This window comes from Frigoribacterium sp. MCBA15_019 (assembly GCF_001864945.1).
In the GTDB taxonomy this organism is placed as follows: domain Bacteria; phylum Actinomycetota; class Actinomycetes; order Actinomycetales; family Microbacteriaceae; genus Frigoribacterium.
Map to the genome: position 1 here is coordinate 184,972 of NZ_MJGS01000002.1, position 20,988 is coordinate 205,959.

Consider the following 20,988-nt stretch of genomic DNA (forward strand, 5'->3'; position numbering starts at 1 on the left):
GACGTACGGGCCCGGCCTCGTCACGTCGGGCGTCCGGTGGGCGCCTAGTACGATCGACGTTTCCCCAGACCACAGCCGACCAGATCCGGAGGGCGTGACACGGTGCGACGGATCGTCGGCGTCCTACGCCTGCTCGCGGCCGCCGTCGGCGTCGTCGCCCTCGTCGCCGACTTCGTCTACGTGCTCGGGTTCAGCACCTTCAGCTCGATCAACTACTTCAGCTACTTCACCCAGCAGAGCAACATGGCGAACGTCGTCGTGCTCGCGGTCGCGGGAGTCCTGATGCTGCGCGGGCGCCGGGAACCCGGCTGGTTCGCGGGAGTGCACGCCCTGGTCAGCACCTACGTCATCGTGTCGGGCATCGTGTTCGGCATCATCGTCGCCGAGTCGGCCAGCCACAACTACCGCATCGAGGTGCCCTGGTCGAGCCAGCTGCTGCACTTCGTGATCCCGACGTTCGTGCTCGTCGACTGGGTGCTCGGGCCCGACCGGACGCGGGTGCGCTGGAGGGTGCTGTCGGTCGTGCTCGTCTTCCCGCTCGTGTGGGGCGTGTTCACGATCGTCCGCGGGGCCGATGTCGGCTGGTACCCGTACTTCTTCCTCGACCCTGCCCAGGTGACCTGGCCGGGCGAGTTCCTGCTCTACAACGGCATCGCGCTGGGCACGATCGTCGGCGTGCTCGTCGCACTCGTGGCACTCAGCCACGTGCGGCCGCACGCACGGGCCCGGCAGGGTGGCGGGGCCGCGTCGACGACGCGCACCGCGCCTCCTTCGGTCGAGGGACCAGGAGGCGCGGGTCAGGACGTCGGGTCGGCCGTCGGCTCGTCGGTGGGCGCGGGGGACCCGGCGGCCACGAGGTCGAGGTAGGGCGCCAGGCTCTGCATGGCCGCCGCCACCGCCGCGTCGTCGTCGAGGGCGTCGACCTCGGCCGCCGCGTCGCCGCCCGTCAGCGCGACCAGCACGGGGGCTCCCGTGGCCGGCATCAGGTTGACGAAGAGCCGGTAGGGCGCGTCGTCGTCGAGCACGGCCCAGACCGTGGCCTGGGTGGACCAGAAGGCCTCGTCGAAGCGCAGCCAGAGCACCTCGCGCGTGCCGACGCCGAGGGCCTCGATCGCGTCGGCGTGGGTGGACGGCAGCTCGGGGGAGAACTCGGGGACGCCGGTCTTCAGCACCCCCAGGGGGATCGTCGACACGGCGCGGTCCACCGAGAGCGACTCGCCCGTGGCGAGCCTCAGTCCCACGCCCTGGTCGCCGTACTGCACACGGACGACGTTGCTGTCGCGGAGGACGTCGAGGCCGTCGAGCAGGCCCGCGACGAAGCCCGACAGGCCACCCGTCACCACGGAGGCGCCGGTGGGCAGCAGGTCGCGCGCGGGGTCGTCGCCGAGGGTCGAGGCGGCGAGGTCGTCGGCCTCGGCGCCCCAGCGAGCCGGGAGGAGGTCGTCGAGCACGAGGGCGAGACGGTCGGCGTCCGAGACGCCGTCGGGACCGGGCAGGGCCGAGGCCTGGTCGGCCCCGGACCCGGCGAGGGCGTCGGCGACACTCGTGCCGGAGTCGGCGTCGGTCGTGGTGGAACGAGCGTCGGCCCAGGACGCGGCCCGGCCGAGACGGTCGGCGACGTCGCCGAGCGAGTCGACCGCGCCGTCGGGCGTCCGCACCTCGACGGTGTCGTCGAGTGGTCGGGTCCGGACGCGGGCGAGGGCGAGTGCGGCCTGGAGGGCCACCGACTCGGGGCCCTCGAGCAGACCGACGCCGAGCTCGACCGGGTAGGGCCAGTCGTCGTCGTGCACGCTGTGCACCCGGCCGCCGACCCGGCCGCGGGCCTCGACGACGACGACGTCGTAGCCGCTCTCGACCAGGGAACGCGCCGCGGTCGCGCCGGCGATGCCGGCGCCGATCACGGCGATGCGCTCGTCGGCCTCGGCGACCTCGGCGACCTGTGCCGCGACGTCGAAGCCCGACTGGCGGGCACCGTAGACCGTGCCGCCCATCGTCGAGGCGACGGCCTCACCGGCGAAGAAGAGCCGGTCGTCGAGAGGGGTGCCGAGCAACCGGCGGTCGGCGTCGGACGTGCCGGGGGTGAGGTGGCTCGTCGCCCCGAGCGAGTAGGGGTCGTCGCTCCACGAGCTGCGGCGGAAGGCGGCGGGGACGACCGTGCCGGACTCGGTCGGCGTCGGGGTGGGGGTCGGCGTGGTGGCGGACGGGGTGGGGCTGGCCGTCGGCGCGGGGGACCCGGTCGTGCAGGCGGACAGCACGAGGATCGCGGCCCCCGAGACCGATCCCGTCAAGAACGCTCGCCGACTGATGCCCATGGTGCGTCCATTCTCGCAGCCGCCGCGCGCGGGCGCGCGCCGGGGGTCGTTCCCGGGGCGTCCTGCGTTCTCGTGCCGCGCCTCCCGGGGCGTCCTGCGTTCTGGCGCCGCGCCTCCCGGGGTGGTCCTGCGTTCTGGCGCCGCGCCTCCCGGTCGACGACCCGGGCGGGGAGGAGGTCAGGCGTCGACGGTCTCGAGGAAGGTGCGCAGCAGGTCGGTCACCTGGTCGACGGGCAGGAGCGACGAGGCGTGGTCCTGGCCGACCAGCGAGTAGAAGACGGCGGCGGGCATGCGGCGGGCGGCCTCTTGGGACTCGCGGTGGCGGTCGACGTCGCGCGTGCCGGCCAGCAGCAGCGTGGGGACCTCGACCGAGTCGAGCTGGGGGATCGTGAGGCCGCCACCCGTCTCGGCCGCGGTGAAGAAGGCGGCCAGGGCGATCGGATCGTCCTGCATGAAGGCCAGACGGGTCTCGGGGTCGATCGGACGGCCGATCGTCTCGCCCCAGCGGTCGACGAAGCGGGCCATGCCGCCCGTCGTCAGGGCGTCGTGCCAGTCGGGCGTGAAGGTCGCGCCGATGTTGCCGTTCATCGGGGCCCAGCTGCCGCCGATCGTGGTCAGTGTGCGGAGGCGCCCGGGCTCGTGCGCCGCGATCGACAGCCCGATGCGGGCGCCGAACGAGTAACCGATGTAGTGCGCGGGCTCGAGGCCGGTCGCGTCCAGCACGGCACCGACGTCACCGCGGTGCAGGTCCATCGCGTACGACTCGGAGTCGTGGGGCTTGCCGCTCTTGCCGTGGCCGCGCATGTCGAGGGCGACCACCGTGAAGTCGCGCTGCAGGTCGCGCAGGTAGCCGAGGCCCCGCCAGGTGCCGCGCGAGAGGCCCGAGCCGTGCACGAGCAGCAGGGGCGGGCCCTCGCCGTCGACCTCGTAGGCGATCTCGGTGCCGTCGACGGGGTTCGGGGTGGTCGCACGCATCCCGACAGTCTGGCAGCGCCGTGCAGCTCGTTCAGGTTGTGGTCGTAGTGCTCGCTGCGCTCGTTCTGCTCGTTCTGCGCGCTGCGCGCGCTGCGCTGACTCTGTGAGTTCGGCGTGCTGCGCTGACTGAGAGCCTTCAGCGTGCTGCGCCGACTGTGTGCGTTCGGCATGTTGCGCTGACTGTGCGCGTTCGGCGCGCTGAGCGGGCTGAGGCGTTCTGTGCGCTGCGCTCGTTCTGCTCCCGCCGTGGCCGTCTCGAGGCTGCTCGCGGTGGGGGTTCGTCCGAGGCGTCGTGTCGCGTTCGGTGTCGGCAACTCCTCCTCGATGCCGCCCGCGCCTCCCCTGAGCGTCACCACCGGCCGCGGCGGCATCCCGGCACAGGAGTTGCCGACCCGGTCGGTGCCGCGCGGGCGGGTCCGACGTCGTACCCGATGGAGGTATCGGGGCAGCCGGGGCCCTCGGCTCGGTCGGGGGTGGGCTGCGACGACGCAGGCCCGGCCCTCCGGAGGGGGAGGAGAGGAGGCTGGACGCATGGTCGAGGCATGGACGGCGGCTCAGATCCGCGAGGCGGAGCGCCCGCACCTGGAGGCGGGGGAACCTCTGATGAGGCGGGCTGCCGACGGACTCGCGGACGTCGTGCGCGAGATGGTGCGCGCCTCCTCGCGTTCTCGGGACGGTCGTGCGGGTCGGGTCCTGCTGCTCGTCGGAAGCGGCAACAACGGGGGTGACACGCTCTACGCCGGGGAGTCGCTCGCCCGCGAGCTCGTGCCGCAGGGCGGCGCGGTGACCGTGGTGCCGGTGGGGTCGCGGGTGCACGAGGCCGCCCTGGCCGCAGCGCTCGCGGCAGGGGTCGTCCCCGACGACGTCGAAGCGTGGTGCGATCCCGCGGTCGTGGCGGCAGCTCTGCCCGAGTACGACGTGGTGCTCGACGGGCTGGTGGGGACGGGCTCGAACGGTGTAGGGCTGCGGGGGGACGCGCTGCGCGCGGTGCGGGCGGTGCTGCCGGTGGTCGCGGGTGCGACGCGGGGTGCGGGTGCGGCTCCGGCGCCGGGGAGGGGCGCCGGAGCGGAGGCGGGGTCGCACCCGGGTGGAAGCGCAGGATCGACGGGCGCCCCTGCGGCGCCTGTGCCCCGCGTGGTCGCCGTCGACGTTCCGAGCGGCATCGGAGTGGACGACGGGACGCTCCCCGATCCGGTCTTCGTGCTGCCGGCGGACGTCACGGTCACGTTCGGTGGCCACAAGGTCGGACTGCTCGTGAGCCCGGGCGCGGAGTGGGCGGGGCGCATCGTGCTGGTCGACATCGGCATCGGCGCTGACCTCGCGCGCATGCCCCCCGCGGTCTCGATCGTCTGACCTCCGTCCCGTCCCGTCTCGTCCCGTCCCGTCCCGTCTCGTCCCGTCCCGTCCTGCCCCTGCCCCTGTCTCGTCCCTGTCCTGTCCTCCCCTGTCCTGTTCCGCCCTTCATCCCGCATCCCGCCTCCCGCCTCCCGCCTCCCGCCTCAGACCCTGGGTGGCAACTCCTGCCTGCTGCCGTCCCGAGGTCGTCCGGTCGCGGTCCGGTCACGATGCGCGCGCCTCACGCAGGAGTTCCCGGCACCTCCCCGGCACGGTCGGCGACTCCTGTCGACGTGCGGCGCCGGGCCGCCGGCTCCCGCCGACCGCGCTCGGGCTCGGCAAGGGCCAGGAGTTCGCGACGACATGCCCGCCGAGACCGTGGAAGGTCGCACCGGCTCGGAGTCGTCTCGTCCCCAGAGGGCTGCATCCGCCGTCCGTCCCCGGCACGAGGTACCTGGACGAGACGGTGCCCGAGACTCGGACACGCTCGTGGACATGACCACCATCACCGAACTGGTCTCGTCCGCCGGAGGGCTGCTCCACAAACGCGACCTGGTCGCCCACGGGGCGACGGACCGACACCTCACCGCCGCCGTTCGATCTCGCACCGTGAGCAGACCTCGGCGGGGGTGGTACTCCGCGTGGTCGTCCCACGACCCCCGTTACGTCGCGGTGGCCGTCGGTGGTCGGCTCACGGGTGCGTCCGCCCTCCACCTGCTCGGTGCGTGGTCGTGGTCGTCGCGCCGACCACCCGTCACGGTGTCGGTGCCCGAGACGGCCTCGCGCCTCCGGAGGCGTCGAGGGGTCCGAGTCGTGTGGGACCCCGTCGAGTTGAGCGGCCGGGGTTCGACATGGGCGGTCGATCCTCGCGACGCCCTGGCTCGGGCGGTCGTCGAGGCGCGAACTTTCGAAGACGCGGTGATCCTCGTCGACTGGGCGAGGGATGCGGGCATAGTCCATGACGATGACGATGCCGCCGAGGTGCTGTCCCGCAAGAGGGCGGACGCTGCCGGCCTCGTCGCATGGAGCGAAGGAGGCGCGGAGAGCATCCTCGAGAGCGCCGCCGGAACGAGACTCCGGCGCGCAGGACGACATGTCGTGCGTCAGGTTCCCATCGAGGGGACGAGCAAGATCATCGACATGGTGGTCGACGGGATCATCGGCTTCGAGACCGACGGAAGAGCACACCACGAGCGGCGCTTCGACGAGGATCGGGTCAAGGACGCCGACATCGCCCGTGACGGTCGGGTCCCGTTCCGGGCGAGCGCCAAGATGGTGCGGGACAGGTGGCGTTCCACGGCCGAGGCGATCGATGCACTGGTTCACACTGCGGGCGGTCCGCGTCCGGTCGAGGATGTCGGCAATTCCTCCTTGCCGCGGGTGCTCGGGCCCCGGGGCCGCAGGCTGTGGCGGCTGGCGGCTCCTCGACGGCTCACCGGTCAGGAAATGCCGACGGGGTGAACCGGGGGACGGCCATCCGGGCCCCGCCGGACCCAGCCCAGCCCCGCCCGGCCAGCCCAGCCCAGCCCAGTCCGGCCCGGCCCGGCCCGGCCCGGCCCGGCCCGGCCCGGCCCGACACAGCCACGTCAGCGCCGCGGCGGCTCCTTCGACGAGGGGACGACCGAGAGGGGAGTCGTGATCGTCTCGAGCGACTTGCGAGCCGCGTCGACACCGAAGATCAGTGCGATGACACCGCCGACGAGCATGACACCGGCACCCAGGAAGTACCCGCCCGTGAGCGGCCCTCGGTCGCTGCCGTCGCCGATGAGGGCGCCGTACAGGCTGGGAGCCACGGCGCCGACGATCTGGCCGAGCGCGAAGAAGTACCCGATCACCTGACTCCTGAGCTCGAGCGGGAAGATCTCGCTCACCGTCAGGTACGCCGACGAGGCGCCTGCCGAGGCGAAGAAGAACGAGACGCTCCAGAACGCGGTCTGCGTCGCGGCGTTGAGCACGTCCGCCTGGAAGAGGATCGCCGACACGGCCAGCACGGCGGCCGACACGGCGTACGTTAGGAAGATCATCTGACGCCGACCCCAGCTGTCGAACAGGGGCCCCAGCACGAGCGGTCCGAGCAAGTTGCCCACGGCGAAGATCAAGAAGAAGTACTGCGTGCTGCTGGGGCTCGTGCCGTAGAAGTTCTGCAGCACGAGCGCGTAGGTGAAGAAGATCGCGTTGTACAGGAACGACTGCGTGATCATCATGGCGGCGCCGACGAAGGTGCGCTTCGGGTAGTCGTGCACCAAAGTCCGGACGATGGTCCCGAACCCGATCCGCCCTGCGGCGACGACCTCGATGGCCTGGTCGTCCGACACGGGCTCGAGGTGGTCGGTGCCCTTGTCGCGTTCGACCCGGGCCTCGATGTCGTCGACGGTCGCCTCGGCCTCCTTCTCGCGGCCGTGGGTCATCAGCCATCGGGGGCTCTCGGGGATGTGTCGCCGAAGGTAGATGATCGCGAGCCCGAGCACCGGGCCGATGAAGAACCCGATGCGCCAGCCGACGTTCTCGGCGAACAGGTCGGGGTTCAGCAGGAAGATGTTGGCCGTCGCCCCGAGGGCCGCACCGCCCCAGTACGTCCCGTTGATGGCGATGTCGACACGGCCTCGGTACTTCGACGGGATCAGCTCGTCGATCGCCGAGTTGATGGCGGCGTACTCTCCACCGATGCCTGCCCCGGCGAAGAACCGGAACACGGCCAGGAAGAAGAAGTTCGGCGACAGACCGGCGATGGCGCTCGCCACGAGGTAGATCGCGAGGGTCAGGATGAACAGCTTCTTGCGCCCGAGGCTGTCGGCCATGCGTCCGAAGATCAAGGCCCCGAAGACCTGGCCGACGAGGTAGATCGTGCCCAGCAGGCCGACCTCGGCCGCGGTGAGCCCCAGGTCGGCCTGGAACCCGGCTGACGCGACGATCTGGATCTCGAGTCCGTCGAGCACCCACGAGAACCCCAGGCCCACGACGATCGACCAGTGGAACCTCGTCCACGGCAGACGGTCCATCCGGGCCGGGACGAGGCTGCGCGTGCTTCCGCCCGGGGCGCCGTTCGGCGAGGTGGTGGGTGAGCTGGTCATGGGTCGGCCTCCCGGTGGTGCCTGACGACGAGTGCGCAGTCTGCAACTGTGCATGATCTGCACGTGCACGGACGCTACTCGTGCTCGAAGCCCGTGTCCGGGTCGGCGTGCACGTCGAGGAAGCAGGCAGCCCGAGGAGTGGCGTGTCGGCAACTCAGGACTCCCGGGGAGGCGCGGGCCGAGAAGACAGGCACCCGGACGCGGGGCGCACCCCCGGGCAGGAGTTGCCCACAGCCGCGGAGGTCGAGGAGGCGCGGGGGCGGAGATCACGACGCCGGCGCCGTCGCACAGTCGCTTGCGCAGAACCGTCAGCTCGACGGCCGTCGGTGGTGCGACGGTCCACGTCCTCTCGACCCACCGCCACGACGACGAACTGCCGACGGTCGGCGCCTCCCGGAGTGGGAAGTCGTGACCATCGGCAGCTCGGCAGCTCGGCAGCCGCGACGCGCAGCGCGCGACTCGCGACATGGGGCGCTGACGCGATACGCGGGGGCGCTGACGCGCGACGGCGGCCGCGACGCGCGGCCCGCGCGACGGCGGCGGCGTCGCGCGGCCGCGACCCGACCGGCTAGTGCGCGACGACCGGCTCGGCGCCCTCGACGACCGGCGGGCGCCGCACGAAGAACGATCCCGCGACGGCGAACACCGAGATGATCGCTCCGACCAGGAACGCGGCGCGCACGCCGGCTCCGGTCGCGGCGGCTCCGGCGCCCGACTGGCTGGCGGCCGCGGTGGCCGCGAGGGTCATCACCGTGACGAACACGGCCGTGCCGGCGGCGCCCGCCAGCTGCTGCACCGTGCCGACGATGGCGCTGCCGTGCGAGTACAGGTGGGACGGCAGCGACCCGAGGCCCGACGTGAACAGCGGCGTGAACATGAAGGCCAGGCCGATGCTGAGGGCGACGTGGGCGCCGAGCACCATCGGGATCGGCGTGAACTCCGACACCGTCGACATGAACCACAGCACGGCGCTGACGAGGGTGGTGCCGGGCACGAGCAGCACGGTCGGGCCGTACTTGTCGAACAGGCGTCCCACGACGGGCGACAGCAGGCCCTGGACGAGACCGCCGGGCAGCAACAGCAGTCCGGTGGCGAGCGGGTCGAGGCCGTGCACGTTCTGCAGGTAGATCGGCAGCACGATCAGGGTGCCGAAGAGGGCGATCATGCCGACGCCGAGCACCGACGCCGAGATCGTGAAGGTGCGCGACGAGAACGTGCGCAGGTCGAGCAGGGCGCGGTCGCGACGCTGCAGCGAGCGCTGACGCAGCACGAACGCGACGAGGGCGACGACGCCGACGGCGAGCGGCACCCAGGCGGGCACGGCGGCCTCGGCTCCCTCGCCGATCGAGCTGAGCCCGAAGACGATGCCGCCGAAGGCGAAGGCCGACAGGATCACCGAGGTGACGTCGAGCGGCACCTTCTTCGGTGTGGTGACGTTCTTGACGCGGGCGGCGCCCAGCGCGAGCGCGGCGAGGGCGATCGGCAGGACGAGGATGAACATGAAGCGCCACTCGAGCACGCTCAGGATGACGCCCGAGATCGTCGGACCGATGGCCGGGGCGACCGAGATGACGATCGAGATGTTGCCCATCGTGCGGCCGCGCGTGGCCGGCGGCACGAGGGTGAGCACGGTGGTCATCAGCAGCGGCATCATGATCGCCGTGCCCGAGGCCTGCACGACGCGTCCGAGCAGCAGCACGCCGAAGCCGGGAGCGATCGCCGAGATGGCCGTGCCCAGGCTGAACAGGCTCATCGCGGCGATGAACACCGGGCGGGTGTTGAAGCGCTGCAGCAGGAAGCCCGTGATCGGGATGACCACGGCCATGGTGAGCATGAAGCCCGTGGTCAGCCACTGACCGGCCGTGACGGTGATGTCGAGGTCGCGCGTGAGGCTCGGCAGGGCGACGCCCATGATCGTCTCGTTGAGGATCACCACGAAGGCGGAGACGAGCAGCAGCCCGATGACGAGCTTGTTGCGGGCCTCGGTGCCGGCCTGGTCGTCGTCGGCGCCCGCTGTCGCGGTCTCGCCGGATCGGCCGTCGCCGGATCGGCTGTCGCCGACGGTCGTCGGGGGAGAGGGGTCGATGCTCAAATGGGGCTCCTCGGAGGTGACGGCGGGTGTGCCTGTGCGACCGAACGTACGAGACGGTCCGGTTCTTCCCGATCCGTCACGAACGCCCCGCCGTCACCCCGAGGAGGCGCGGTGCGGGTCGGTCAGACGTCGCGTCGCTTCACGAGCGCGAGCGCCAGGCCGAAGAGCACCACGACCCACCCGACGAGCACCAGCAGGGCGCTCCACGGTTCGAGGACGAGGGCTCCGTCGGGGCTCGGCAGCGTCATCGCCGACTGGCCGGAGACGACGTAGTCGTAGAGCCGGGCGGCGGCGTTCGGCGGGATGATCTCGGCCAGCGTGTAGACCCACGCGGCGTCGACGAACGCCGTGAAGATCTGCACGATGATCGGCAGTACGAAGACCAGGCCGACCGAGGCCGCGATGGCGCCGGCACCGTTGCGGATGATCGCACCGAGCGAGAAGGCGATCATGCCGGTGAAGGCGATCGACGCCGCGGCGCCGAGCACGCTGCGCCAGAGGGCACCGTCGCCGAAGTCGACCGTGATGTCGTTCGACGGCAGGATCGCGCTGTTGATCAGCAGGGTCAGGACGAGTGCGACCAGCGACACCACGAAGAGCGTCACCGCGATGACCACGAGCTTGGCGATCACCGCGGGCAGGCGCTTGGGCACCGTCGAGAAGGTCGACCGGATCATGCCCGTGCCGAACTCGCCGGTGATCACCAGGGCGCCCAGGATCGACGCGACGAGCTGGCCGAAGACCACGCCGACCGAGACGGACTGCGCGACGATCTGCTGCTGTTGCTCGGTGCTGGCCTGGCCGGCCTCGAACAGGCCCGCGCTCAGGGCGAACAGCGCGCCGAAGCCGACGATGATGACGACCATGATCGACAGGCACCACCAGGTCGAGCGCAGGGTACGCAGCTTGATGACCTCGCTGCGCAGCACGCCGCCGAAGGTGAGCTTCGAGGTCGGGCGGGCCGGCCGGTCGCGGTGGCGGGTGGGGGTCGTGGCGGTCATCGGGTCGCTCCCTGGGGGGTCTGCGTGTCGGGGGCGACGTGGCTGCCTCGCGCCGCGCCTCCTGCGTGGTATTCGACGGAGTCCTGCGTGAGGGTCATGTACGCGTCCTCGAGCGAGCGGACCAGCGGGGTGAGCTCGTGCAGCACGACGCCGGACGAGGCGGCGAGGTCGCCGACCCGCTCGGCCGTGATGCCCCGCAGCTCGACGACGCCGGGCTCGACGGCCGTGACGGCGACGTCGGGCCCCTGCAGCAGCGAGACGAGGTGGTCGGCATGCGGGCTGCGGACGCGGACGGCGTCGCCCGAGGCCTGCGAGATGACGTCCGAGATCGGGGAGTCGGCGAGCACCTTGCCCCGCCCGAGCACGATGAGGTGGTCGGCGGTCTGTGCCATCTCGCTCATCAGGTGCGACGAGAGGAACACGGTGCGGCCCTCGCTCGCGAGGAAGCGGGCCAGGGTGCGCACCCAGACGACGCCCTCGGGGTCGAGGCCGTTGACGGGCTCGTCGAGGATGACGGTGGCCGGGTCGCCGAGCAGCGCGGCGGCGATGCCGAGGCGCTGCCCCATGCCGAGCGAGAACCCGCCGACGCGCTTCTTCGCGACCGATTCGAGGCCGGTCAGGGCGATCACCTCGTCGACGCGCTTCTTGCCGATGCCGTGGGTGGCACCCATGGCCAGCAGGTGGTCGTGCGCACTGCGACCGGTGTGCACGGCCTTGGCGTCGAGCAGGACGCCGACCTCGTGCAGGGGGGCGGCGTGGTCGGCGAACCGCTTGCCGTTGACCGTGACGCTGCCGCTGGTGGGGCGGTCGAGCCCCACGATCATGCGCATGGTGGTGGACTTGCCGGCGCCGTTCGGGCCGAGGAACCCGGTGACGAGACCGGGGCGGACCGTGAAGGTGGCGTCGTCGAGCGCGCGCTTGTCTCCGTAGATCTTGGTGAGGTTCCGGGCTTCGATCATCGCGTGCGTCCTGTCGTCGGCATGCTGAGGGGTGTCCGCATCGCCCCAGGCTAGGGGCGCGGTGTGTCCGGGGGCATCCCCCGCCCGGCCGAGACCTGCGGATGACGGCATGGTCCGCTCGGTGGACGCCTCGTCCCGGGGTCGACCCGTTACAGTCGTCCCTCGTGATCGCCGACACCCTGCTCGCCACCCTGCCCGCCTCGACCGGCGGGGGGTTCGTCCTCTTCAACCCGGACGAGCTGCTGCCCGCCCTGGGCCCCTGGGCCCTCGCAGGCATCTCGCTGATGGTCTTCATCGAGTCGGGCGTGCTGTTCCCCTTCCTGCCCGGCGACTCGCTGCTCTTCACCGCCGGCGTGCTGCACGAGGCACTGGGGCTGCAGGTCTGGGTGATCGCGCTCTGCGCCTTCGTCGCCGCGGTGCTGGGCGACCAGGTGGGCTACGTCCTCGGCAACCGCTTCGGCCGCCGCCTCTTCACGGACGACGCGCGCATCCTCAAGACGGCCTACCTCGAGCGCGCCGAGGCCTTCTTCGCGAAGTACGGCGGCACGAGCCTGATCCTCGGTCGGTTCGTCCCGATCGTCCGCACCTACGTCCCGCTGGCGGCCGGGACCGCGGGCTACCGGTACCCCAAGTTCCTGCTCTTCAACGTGACGGGGGCCTTCCTCTGGGCCGTGGGCATGACGGTGCTCGGCTCGCTGCTCGGCGGCATCCCTTTCATCCGCGACCACATCGACGTGCTCGCCGTCGTGCTCGTCGTCCTGTCGGTCGTGCCGATCGCCCTGCACGCCCTGCTCGCCTGGCGCCGGTCGCGCCGCGAGGCCGCCCTGACCGAGCTTCGTACCGCCGACGTCGGCGACGACGCAGGCACCCGTCCCGGCTCGGCCGGCCGCCCCGAGTGACCGGCACGTCGCTCGGCTCGGTCGACGAGCTCGTCGCCCGAGCCCTGGCGGTCCACGCCCGGACGCAGGAGGCGCGGCTCGGCTCCTCCGCATACCTCGCCTCGGCCGCCGGGTCGGCCCTGACGCCCGTCCGCACCCTGATCGGCGTCGCGGGTGAGCCCGGTGGCGGCAAGAGCACGGCGGCCGCGTCCGTCGTCGAGGGCCTCACGCGGGTCGGGGTGCGCGCCGCCGTCGTCCCCATGGACGGTTTCCACCTCGCCGGTGCCACCCTCGCCCGACTCGACCGCCTCGACCGCAAGGGAGCCATCGACACCTTCGACGCCGACGGCTACCTGGCCCTGCTCGACCGGCTGCGGTCCCGGTCGACGACGGTGTGGGCACCCGAGTACGTCCGCGGCGTCGAGGAGTCGATCGGCGGCGCGGTCGAGGTCGACCCGTCCGTCGAGCTCGTGGTCAGCGAGGGGAACTACCTGCTGGCCGAGCTGGCGCCGTGGCCCGAGGTGCGTTCGGCGTTCGACGAAGTGTGGTTCGTCGACACCCCGGCCGGGCTCCGACGCCGCTGGCTCGTCGCCCGCCACGTCCGCTTCGGCATGACGCCCGACGCCGCCGAGGCCTGGGCCGCCGGTCCCGACGAGGCGAACGCCCGGCTCGTCCGGGCCACCCACGCCCGGGCCGACGTCGTCGTGGACGCCGGCCGCCTCTGGCCCGACGCCTGACCGACCCCCGGTGTCGGAGGTCGGTCCTAGGGTGGACGACCATGCGCCTGTTGTTGATCCGCCACGGTCAGACCCCCGACAACGTCGAGGGCGAGCTCGGCACCGTCACCCCCGGCGTGGGGCTCACCGACCTCGGTCGGCGCCAGGCCGAGGCGCTGCCCGTGGCCCTCGCCGACGAGACGATCGGTGCGCTCGCGGTCAGCACGCTCGTGCGCACGCAGCTCACCGCGGCTCCTCTGGCCGCCGCCACGGGACGGACGCCGACGGTGCTCGACGGGCTTCGCGAGGTGAAGGCGGGCGATCTCGAAGGCCGCAGCGACGCCGAGGCGGTCAGGGCCTACATCGGCTGCGTCTTCTCCTGGGCGGCGGGCGACCTCGACGTGCGGGTGCCCGGTTCGGAAGACGGGCACGAGTTCTTCGCTCGCTACGACGCGGCGCTGGCCGACCTGATCGCCGCGGGCGAGCGCGACGGTCACGAGACGGTAGCCGCCGTCAGCCACGGTGCGGCGATCCGCGCCTGGGTCGGTTCGCGGGCGGTCAACGCCGACGACGAGTTCATCCGGCACCACCTGCTCGAGAACACGGGTGTCGTCACGCTCGAGGGCACCCTCGACCGCGGCTGGCGACTCCAGACCTGGCAGGGCCTGCCCGTCGGCGGTGCGGGGCTGCTCGACCTCGACGCCCCCGACCCGACCGGCGAGTCCTACTGATGCTCCGCCCGACCCTCCGCCCGACCTTCGATCGGGCGGCTGACGGGCACGGCTAGGCGAGCAGGCGCTCGAGTGCCGGCCCGGCGAACTTGCGGTCGGGGTCGACCTCGTGGACGAGCGCGGCGAAGTCGGCCAGCCGGGGGTACGCCTCGACGATCGCCGCGTGGGGCAGGGCCGACAATTTGCCCCAGTGGGGGCGCGGGGTGAACGGGGCCAGCGCCTCCTCGACGCGAGGGACCAGGGCGGCGACCTCGGCGGGGTGCTTCTTCCAGGTGAAGGCGATGCCCAGGCTGTCCTGCGGCGTCGGGCTCAACCAGAGCGAGTCGCCCGCGACGGTGCGGGTCTCGCAGGTGTGGAGGTGCGGGCGCAGCTCGTCGCCGAGGCGTTGCACGGCGCGGAGGGCGGCCGGTCCGTCCTCGAGGGCGACGAAGTGTTCGCTCTGCAACTCGGAACCCACCGACGGGGTGGCGTCGATGCGGAAGTGCGGCAGCCGGTCGGCCCACGACCCCACGCTGCCGTCCATCGGCGTCGACTTCGTGCCGGTGACCGCGGCGTGCTCGTCGACGGGAGCGGGGCGGGCGCCCCACAGGTCACGGGGCATCGACACGTCGGCGAGGCCGTCGGGCACTCGCGACTTGACCAGCACCTCGCGGATGCGGTGGTCGAACTCGTGGAAGAAGCTGACGCTGTAGCCGGCTCCCATGACGTCGAGCAGGTGATCGTCGACGCTGGTCCAGGGCAGGTCGACGTAGGTGTCCTGCCGCATGCGGAACCCGGGCTGCACGTCCAGGGTCACCCGGACCACGACGCCGAGGGCGCCCAGGGCCACGACGCTGCCGTCGAACCCCGGCTGACCGCGACGCACGGTCCGGACGGACCCGTCGGGCCCGACGATCTCGAGGGCCGAGACCGCACTCGACAGGCTGCCGAGGCCGAGCCCCGAGCCGTGGGTGCCGGTGGCGATCGCGCCGCCCACCGAGATGTGCGGCAGCGAGCCCATGTTGAGCAGTGCGAGTCCGTGCCGGTCGAGGTGCTGCGCGACGACGGCGTAGTTCGTGCCGGCGCCGACGGTGACGCTGTGTCCGTCGTCCGCGATCACCGGGTCGGCGGGCAATGCCGTGGTCGACACCAACAGGCCCGGGCCGTCGGCCACGTCGCTGAACGAGTGGCGCGTGCCCAGGGCCCGGATGCGTGGAGCCCCGGCGACGAGTTCGCTCAGCTCGTCGACCGTGCTCGGCTGCACGACCCGGGTCGCCCCGTAGCTGAAGCTGTCGGCCCAGTTGCGCTCGTCGCGTCGGGGTGGACGGAGGGTCTCGTGCGTCGTCGTCACCGGTCGAGTCTCGCACGCGCTTGCCACGCCCGTCGGGTCAGGCGGCGATGCCCTCCTCGTCCTCGCGGACGGCCACGCGCTCGTCGGCGAGCCGGGTGCGGCGCAGGCTCCAGAGGTGGGTGAGTCCGGCGAGGGCGAGCCCGGCGGCGAGCCAGAGCGAGAGCGTCAGGCCGGCCCGGCCCCAGCCCTGGCCGGGGAAGTACACGATCGACTGGGTGGCGTGCAGCCAGGCCGAGCCGTTCCAGAAGGCACCCAGCGCCCCGAAGAAGGGCGGCACGAGCTGCGACGAGAAGACGCCGCCCGAGCTGGTGAAGTTCAGCATGACGAAGAGCATCGTCAGGGCGGGGGTCGTCCAGTGGCGCAGCAGGGGGTGCAGGCCGATGCCGATCACCACGACGGCGGTCACGTACAACCAGCTGACGAGCCCCACGCCCCACAAACCGGTCGTGACGATGCCGTAGACGGGGCCGACGACGACGGTGCCGATCGCCGCGATCAGGGCGGCCGTGACGACACCGGCGAGGAGGCGCGAGCCGAGTCCCAGCCGGGCGCTCGCCGCCGAGATGGCCGCGGCACTCGCGTACGCGCCGACGCTCAGGGCGACGAGCAGGAAGAACAGCCCCTGTCCCGTCGGGTCGCCCTCGCCGCTCGGCACGACGTCGTCGACCTTCAGGGGCAGCCCGAGCCGGTAGGCGACCGGGCCGAACACCTTCTGCAGGACGCTCGCGGTCGTGTCGGACGCCGCGGACGAGACGTACAGGGTCGCGTCGGTGGCGCCCACCTCGAACGCACCCGAGATCTCGCGGTCGGTGATGAGCTTTCGCGCCGCGTCGGCGTCGGCGACGGTGCGCACGTCGAGGGCGTCCGGGTCGGCGTCGTTGAGCTGCTGGGCGAAGACCTCGCTCTCGGCCGAGCTGCCGACGACGGCGACGGGCACGTGGTGGGGTGTCGGGTGGCCGAAGGCGCCGAGGTAGGCGAGGGCCATGCCGGTGGCCAGGAAGAGGGGGATCAGCACGTGGAGGCCGAGGGACCGCCAGGCCGCGGCGTCGGGGCGCGGGCGGCGCGCGGTCGTGGGCCCGGCGTGCTGGTGACCGCGATGGAGGCGCGGGTCGGGTTGCTCGCCCCGCCCCCGGAGCGGGTCGTCGCGGAACGAGCCGTGGTCGGGGCGCGCGCCGTCGTCCGGGCGGTGCAGGGTCAGGTCGGTGGTCGTCACGGGGCTCCTCGTGGTCGGGGGCGCCGTTGCCCGTCGGGTCTACAGTTGCATTATGCAACACAAACGATCCCCTCGGTGTTCCCGACCGTCCGCCGTTAGGCTGACCCCGTGACGGACCAGCGGGGGCAGCGGGGAATCGACACGGTCTACTCGGAGCTCGAGACCGTGTCGCGGCGGGCCGTCGCCCGCGCCCGGCACAAGAGCGCCCCGCTGTCGTTCGTCGAGCACTCGCTCGTCACCTTCATCGCGGCCCACCCCGGCTGCCGGGCCACGGACATCGCGGCGGACTTCGGCCTCAACCGCTCGACCGTCTCGCGCCAGCTCGGCGGACTCGTCGAGCTGGGCCTGGTCGAGCCCGGCGAGGGGGCCGCGGTCGAGGGGCGACGAGGGCAGGCCCTCACCTTGACCGCCCGTGGCCGTGATCTGCTCGCCCGGTCGGTCGACGCGAACCGGTCCGCCCTGGCCGACCGGCTCGAGGGGTGGACGGCCGCCGAGGTCGACGCGCTCGCCGCGGCGTTGCACCGTCTCAACTCGGCGTTCGTCGACTGACCCGGACGGCGCGTCCGGGCCTGTTCGCCTCCGCGTCCGAGCCCGTCCGGGGCCCGTCCGCGTCGTCGCCCGGGCCAGGTCCCGGGCGGCGGGTGCCGGCACGCTGGCGCGATGCCTGTCGTCGTGGGCGACGGGTGTCGCCGACGCGCGCCTCCTCGTCATTCGGGGTACAGATCGTGTGACGCGTGTGACTGGAGTCATGTCGTGCATCCCCCTGTGAACCCCCGACTGGGGACAAGCCGATGACGAGAAACCTTGATGTGCGGGTTTACCCTTCGCGGTTCCGCCCGTAGGCTGATCAGGTTCCCCACCCCCCGACGACCGTCGATCCGACGCGTCCTGCGGGTTCGGGGCCGACCACAGATAGGTGCTCTTCCGTGACTTCGCCCGTGACCCTGCCCCGCCGACAGGGCGCCGCCGCCGCCGCCGTGGCGACGGTGCTGCTCAGCCTCACGCTCGTCGTGTCGGGCACGGTGCTCGGGGCCTCGCCCGCGCAGGCCGCCTCGTACCCGTCGTGGGACGACGTCCAGGCCGCCCGGTCGAGCGAGTCGGCGAAGGCTTCCGAGGTCAGCCGCATCCAGGGGCTCCTCGACCAGCTCGCGAGCGACGCCACCACCGCCCAGGCCGAGGCCGAGCGTCTCGGTGCCGAGTTCGAGCAGGCCCAGGCCGACGCCGACGCCGGTGCCGCCAAGCTCGCCGAACTGCAGTCGCAGGCCGACGAGAAGGCCGCGGTGGCCGACGCCAGCGAGCAGCGCGCCGGTCAGGTCTCGGCCCAGCTCGCCCGCACGGGTGGCGGCAACGTGTCCTCGCAGCTCGTGGGCGACACCGAGCAGGCCGACGACCTGCTCTACCGACTCGGCGCGATGAGCAAGCTCACCGAGCAGACCGACGGCATCCGCCAGCAGGCCGTGAACGACCGCAACGTCGCGCAGTCGCTGTCCGACCAGGCCAAGGTCGCCTCGGACGCCCTCGTGAAGCTGCAGGGCGCCGCCCAGGTGTCGATGGACGAGGCGCAGGCCGCGTCCGACGCCGCCGCGGCCGCCGTCGCCGCCCAGCAAGAGAACGAGTCGCGCCTCCAGGGTCAGCTCGCCGTGCTGCAGGACCAGAGCCTGCAGACCGAGGCCGACTACGCCACCGGCGTCGAGGTCGCACGTCAGGCCGAAGAGGCCCGCAAGGCTGCGGCTGCCGCCGAGGCCGCCCGCCAGGCGGAGGCCCTCCGTCAGCAGCGCGCCGCGGCTGCCGCTGCCGCCGCCGCCCGGCCCTCGACGCCCTCCGCTCCCGCACCCGCTCCGTCGACCGGCGGTGGTTCGTCCGGTGGTGGCGGTGCCTCGACCGGCTCGGGCTGGGTGCGACCCAGCGCCGGCTACATGTCGAGCGGCTACGGCATGCGCGTCAACCCGGTGACCGGCGTCTACCGCATGCACGACGGCATCGACCTGGCCCCCGGTTGCAACAGCCCCATCTACGCCGCGACCTCGGGCACGGTGAGCTTCGCGGGCCTGACCGGCGGCTACGGCAACTACATCCAGATCAGCCACGGTGGCGGCGTCTCGACCGCCTACGGCCACATCGTCAACGGCGGCATCAAGGTGTCCCGCGGGCAGAGCGTCGTCGCGGGCCAGTTGATCGCGCTCGTCGGGTCGACCGGCAACTCGACCGGTTGCCACCTGCACTTCGAGACCCGCGTGGGCGGCGCCTCGACCAACCCCGTGCCGTTCATGTCTGCACGCGGCGTCCGCCTGTAGCACGTCCGACGGGTCCCGCCCGAGGGGGCAGAATCGTCTGGTGACGAACACCGCTCCCTCCGCCCTGCCCCCGCTGCACCTCGAACGCGTCTCCTTCGACGACCCCCGTGCCGTCGCCCTGCGCGACGCCATGGACGCCGAGATGACCGTCCGCTACCACCGCGACGTCGTCGAGCCCGTCGCCGTGGTCGAGGCGCGGAACGCCGCCCTCACGGTCCACCCGTCGAACGTGCTGGCCACGGTGCTGGTGGTCGCCGACGACGGTGCCGACGGCGGCACGCCCGTCGGCCACGCCCTCGTGCAGAGCCGGGACGGCGAATGGGAGGTCAAGCGCGTGATCGTCGCGGACGGTCAACGCGGCCGCGGCATCGGCCGTCTGCTGATGGCCGAGCTCGAGGCGGTCGCCCGCGAGGGCGGGGCACGCCGTCTCATCCTGCAGACCGGGGACCGCCAGCCCGACGCCGTGGCCCTCTACGAGAAGATCGGCTTCACCCGCATCCCGACCTACGAGCCCTACGTCACGACCATCCCGCAGTCGATCTGCTTCGAGAAGCCGATCGTCTGACGTCCGGCGGACGACGCCCCCGAGGAGGCGCGGGTCGCCACGACGACGCAAGGCGCGCCCCGGTCGCGTGACCGGGGCGCGCCTCCTGCGCTTCGTGGGCGGGCGGGCCCGTGGGGGCCGGGCGTCCCAGGTCGCCCGGAGCCGACGGACCGGCCCGCTCGCGGACTAGAGGCCGGCCGTCGAGCGGATCCAGCTCGCGCTCTGCGACAGCACGGCGTAGTTCGACCCGGCGCGGGTGTTCGCGCCCGGGTCGGCCTCGTCGCCGGTCGAGCAGACGGCCACGATCTGACCGTTCACGATCAGCGGTCCGCCCGAGTCGCCGTGGTTCGCCGCGCCGGTGGTGCCGTTCAGGTGCTGCGCGACCCCACCGTAGGCGTCGGTGCTGCGGCCGGTCAGGCCGACCGTCGCCTGGTACAGACCGTCGGACTGCACCGAGTTCGCGCGCAGGCCGTAGCCCATGATCGTGCCGCTGCCCGACGAGGTCGCCTGGAACCCGAGGTTCAGCGACGGGTAGCTGCCGAGGGTCTTCGACTGGCTCAGGTGCACGAGCGCGATGTCGCCCGCGGGGGCGGCGGCGACGCGGTCGACGGCGATCGCCGTGCCCGGGTTCGCCGTGCTGTTCGAGTGGTACACCTGCATCGAGGTGACGCCGTCGATGCAGTGGCGAGCGGTCAGCACCCAGCTGGCATTGATCTGCTCGCCCGTGCAGGCGTAGCTCGCGGTGCCTCCGGTCTGGAAGACCAGCTGCACGGCCCACGGCGTCGTGGGTGCCTTCTGGCCGCCGACGATGTCCGTCGACCGGATCGTGTTGTCGGGGCCGGCGGCGACGGCGGAGGTCGAGACCCCGAGCGATCCGACGGCGAGGGCCGCGGCGGTCAGGGCGGCGGCGACGAACTTCTTCATGTGGTTCCCCTTGGTTCGGGTGGTGCGTGTCGGGTGGTGCCGGCCGCGTGGTGCCGGCCGGGCGGTCCGGTGATCGCCGACCCGGTGGATCGGGCACGTGCCGCCTGGGTCGAGCTTCCGCCTGGCCCTCGTTCGGGGGCAAGTCGGCACTCTGGCCGACTTGACGTCGGGTGTTGCTCGTGGCAACAGATGTGCTGCTCGCGGCGGATGCGGGCGGGCGGGTAGCGTGTGCGGGTGATCACGCGACGAGACGCCGCCCTGCGACTGGACATCCCCCTCGAGATGGCCAAGCGCCACGGCCTGCCGCCGAAGATGACGGTCGACGAGCTCGTCGCGCTGGAACGGACGCCGCCGCCCTGGCTGGTGCAGTCCCGCGCGAACCGCACGGGCAAGCCGGTCTGGGTCGAGCTGGAGTGCGTCGTCTGCGGCTACCACGAGGCGGCTCGCCCCAAGAAGTGGTGGCCCGAGTACACCTACCTCAGCTGTGACGACCACGGGGCGGACGAGCTGCCCGAGCCCGAGCCGGGCGTCGTGCGGGCCGAGGTCGACGGCGTCGGCACCCGCTTCGTCGCCATCGTCGACGTCGCCCCCTGACCTGCGTGGCCTGCCCGGG

Annotated in this window: 19 protein-coding genes; 10 read left to right on the forward strand and 9 right to left on the reverse strand. The window is 72.5% G+C overall.

What is annotated here, in order from left to right; all coding sequences use genetic code 11:
* The first annotated feature begins 102 nt into the window (after window positions 1-102).
* Window positions 103-867, forward strand: a complete 765-nt coding sequence (locus BIV04_RS05790; RefSeq protein WP_071255099.1) for a Pr6Pr family membrane protein — start codon at window positions 103-105, stop codon at window positions 865-867.
* Here BIV04_RS05790 and BIV04_RS05795 read toward each other — a convergent pair.
* A complete protein-coding gene (locus BIV04_RS05795; RefSeq protein WP_071255101.1) occupies window positions 798-2,312 on the reverse strand; it encodes an FAD-dependent oxidoreductase in 1,515 nt (504 codons plus the stop codon). The genes BIV04_RS05790 and BIV04_RS05795 overlap by 70 nt on opposite strands.
* Window positions 2,313-2,489: 177 nt before the next feature.
* Window positions 2,490-3,287: an alpha/beta fold hydrolase gene (locus tag BIV04_RS05800; RefSeq protein WP_071255103.1), complete on the reverse strand. Its 798-nt coding sequence runs from the start codon at window positions 3,285-3,287 to the stop codon at window positions 2,490-2,492.
* Between the two features lie 603 nt (window positions 3,288-3,890).
* On the opposite strand from BIV04_RS05800, the gene BIV04_RS05805 reads away from it, so the two are divergent.
* Entirely contained in the window at window positions 3,891-4,640 is a 750-nt protein-coding gene (locus tag BIV04_RS05805; RefSeq protein ID WP_255364173.1) for an NAD(P)H-hydrate epimerase, read from the forward strand.
* 795 nt (window positions 4,641-5,435) lie between these two features.
* On the forward strand, window positions 5,436-6,083 hold the full coding sequence (locus BIV04_RS05810) for a hypothetical protein (RefSeq protein WP_143048577.1): 648 nt from the start codon (window positions 5,436-5,438) through the stop codon (window positions 6,081-6,083).
* 125 nt (window positions 6,084-6,208) lie between these two features.
* Here the strand turns inward: BIV04_RS05810 and BIV04_RS05815 are convergent, their stop codons facing one another.
* The 4 genes from BIV04_RS05815 to BIV04_RS05830 form a co-directional block, all read right to left on the reverse strand.
* A complete protein-coding gene (locus BIV04_RS05815) occupies window positions 6,209-7,693 on the reverse strand; it encodes an MFS transporter (RefSeq protein WP_071255109.1) in 1,485 nt (494 codons plus the stop codon).
* A gap of 568 nt (window positions 7,694-8,261) precedes the next feature.
* Window positions 8,262-9,779, reverse strand: coding sequence for a DHA2 family efflux MFS transporter permease subunit (locus BIV04_RS05820; protein WP_083396218.1), 1,518 nt, complete (start codon window positions 9,777-9,779; stop codon window positions 8,262-8,264).
* 128 nt (window positions 9,780-9,907) lie between these two features.
* Entirely contained in the window at window positions 9,908-10,786 is an 879-nt protein-coding gene (locus tag BIV04_RS05825; protein ID WP_071255111.1) for an ABC transporter permease subunit, read from the reverse strand.
* Window positions 10,783-11,745 carry an ABC transporter ATP-binding protein gene (locus BIV04_RS05830; protein WP_043593111.1) on the reverse strand — a complete coding sequence of 321 codons (963 nt, stop codon included), beginning with the start codon at window positions 11,743-11,745 and terminating at the stop codon, window positions 10,783-10,785. Before BIV04_RS05830 ends, BIV04_RS05825 begins: the two co-directional genes overlap by 4 nt.
* Window positions 11,746-11,909: 164 nt before the next feature.
* Here BIV04_RS05830 and BIV04_RS05835 point away from each other — a divergent pair, with 164 nt between their 5' ends.
* The 3 genes from BIV04_RS05835 to BIV04_RS05845 are packed head-to-tail and all read left to right on the forward strand — an operon-like array spanning window position 11,910 to window position 14,070.
* Entirely contained in the window at window positions 11,910-12,644 is a 735-nt protein-coding gene (locus BIV04_RS05835; RefSeq protein WP_071255113.1) for a DedA family protein, read from the forward strand.
* Window positions 12,641-13,360 carry a nucleoside/nucleotide kinase family protein gene (locus tag BIV04_RS05840; RefSeq protein WP_255364175.1) on the forward strand — a complete coding sequence of 240 codons (720 nt, stop codon included), beginning with the start codon at window positions 12,641-12,643 and terminating at the stop codon, window positions 13,358-13,360. Before BIV04_RS05835 ends, BIV04_RS05840 begins: the two co-directional genes overlap by 4 nt.
* A 41-nt stretch (window positions 13,361-13,401) precedes the next feature.
* Entirely contained in the window at window positions 13,402-14,070 is a 669-nt protein-coding gene (locus BIV04_RS05845; RefSeq protein WP_071255114.1) for a histidine phosphatase family protein, read from the forward strand.
* Between the two features lie 52 nt (window positions 14,071-14,122).
* Here BIV04_RS05845 and BIV04_RS05850 read toward each other — a convergent pair whose 3' ends face one another.
* Window positions 14,123-15,400, reverse strand: coding sequence for an FAD-binding protein (locus tag BIV04_RS05850; RefSeq protein ID WP_071255116.1), 1,278 nt, complete (start codon window positions 15,398-15,400; stop codon window positions 14,123-14,125).
* 37 nt (window positions 15,401-15,437) lie between these two features.
* A complete protein-coding gene (locus tag BIV04_RS05855; protein WP_083396191.1) occupies window positions 15,438-16,613 on the reverse strand; it encodes an ABC transporter permease in 1,176 nt (391 codons plus the stop codon).
* Between the two features lie 108 nt (window positions 16,614-16,721).
* On the opposite strand from BIV04_RS05855, the gene BIV04_RS05860 reads away from it, so the two are divergent.
* From BIV04_RS05860 to BIV04_RS05870, 3 genes are all read left to right on the forward strand, one after another.
* Window positions 16,722-17,162, forward strand: coding sequence for a MarR family winged helix-turn-helix transcriptional regulator (locus BIV04_RS05860; protein ID WP_071255117.1), 441 nt, complete (start codon window positions 16,722-16,724; stop codon window positions 17,160-17,162).
* Window positions 17,163-17,539: 377 nt separating this feature from the next.
* Window positions 17,540-18,907 carry a M23 family metallopeptidase gene (locus BIV04_RS05865; RefSeq protein WP_143048578.1) on the forward strand — a complete coding sequence of 456 codons (1,368 nt, stop codon included), beginning with the start codon at window positions 17,540-17,542 and terminating at the stop codon, window positions 18,905-18,907.
* A 40-nt stretch (window positions 18,908-18,947) separates the two neighbouring features.
* Window positions 18,948-19,472 (forward strand): GNAT family N-acetyltransferase, encoded by a 525-nt coding sequence (locus tag BIV04_RS05870; protein WP_071255119.1) that lies wholly within the window; start codon window positions 18,948-18,950, stop codon window positions 19,470-19,472.
* Window positions 19,473-19,637: 165 nt separating this feature from the next.
* On the opposite strand, the gene BIV04_RS05875 is transcribed toward BIV04_RS05870, so the two are convergent.
* Window positions 19,638-20,375, reverse strand: coding sequence for a trypsin-like serine protease (locus tag BIV04_RS05875; protein WP_071255121.1), 738 nt, complete (start codon window positions 20,373-20,375; stop codon window positions 19,638-19,640).
* Window positions 20,376-20,609: 234 nt separating this feature from the next.
* Here BIV04_RS05875 and BIV04_RS05880 point away from each other — a divergent pair, with 234 nt between their 5' ends.
* Window positions 20,610-20,969, forward strand: a complete 360-nt coding sequence (locus BIV04_RS05880; RefSeq protein WP_071255325.1) for a hypothetical protein — start codon at window positions 20,610-20,612, stop codon at window positions 20,967-20,969.
* The last annotated feature ends 19 nt before the right edge of the window (window positions 20,970-20,988 follow it).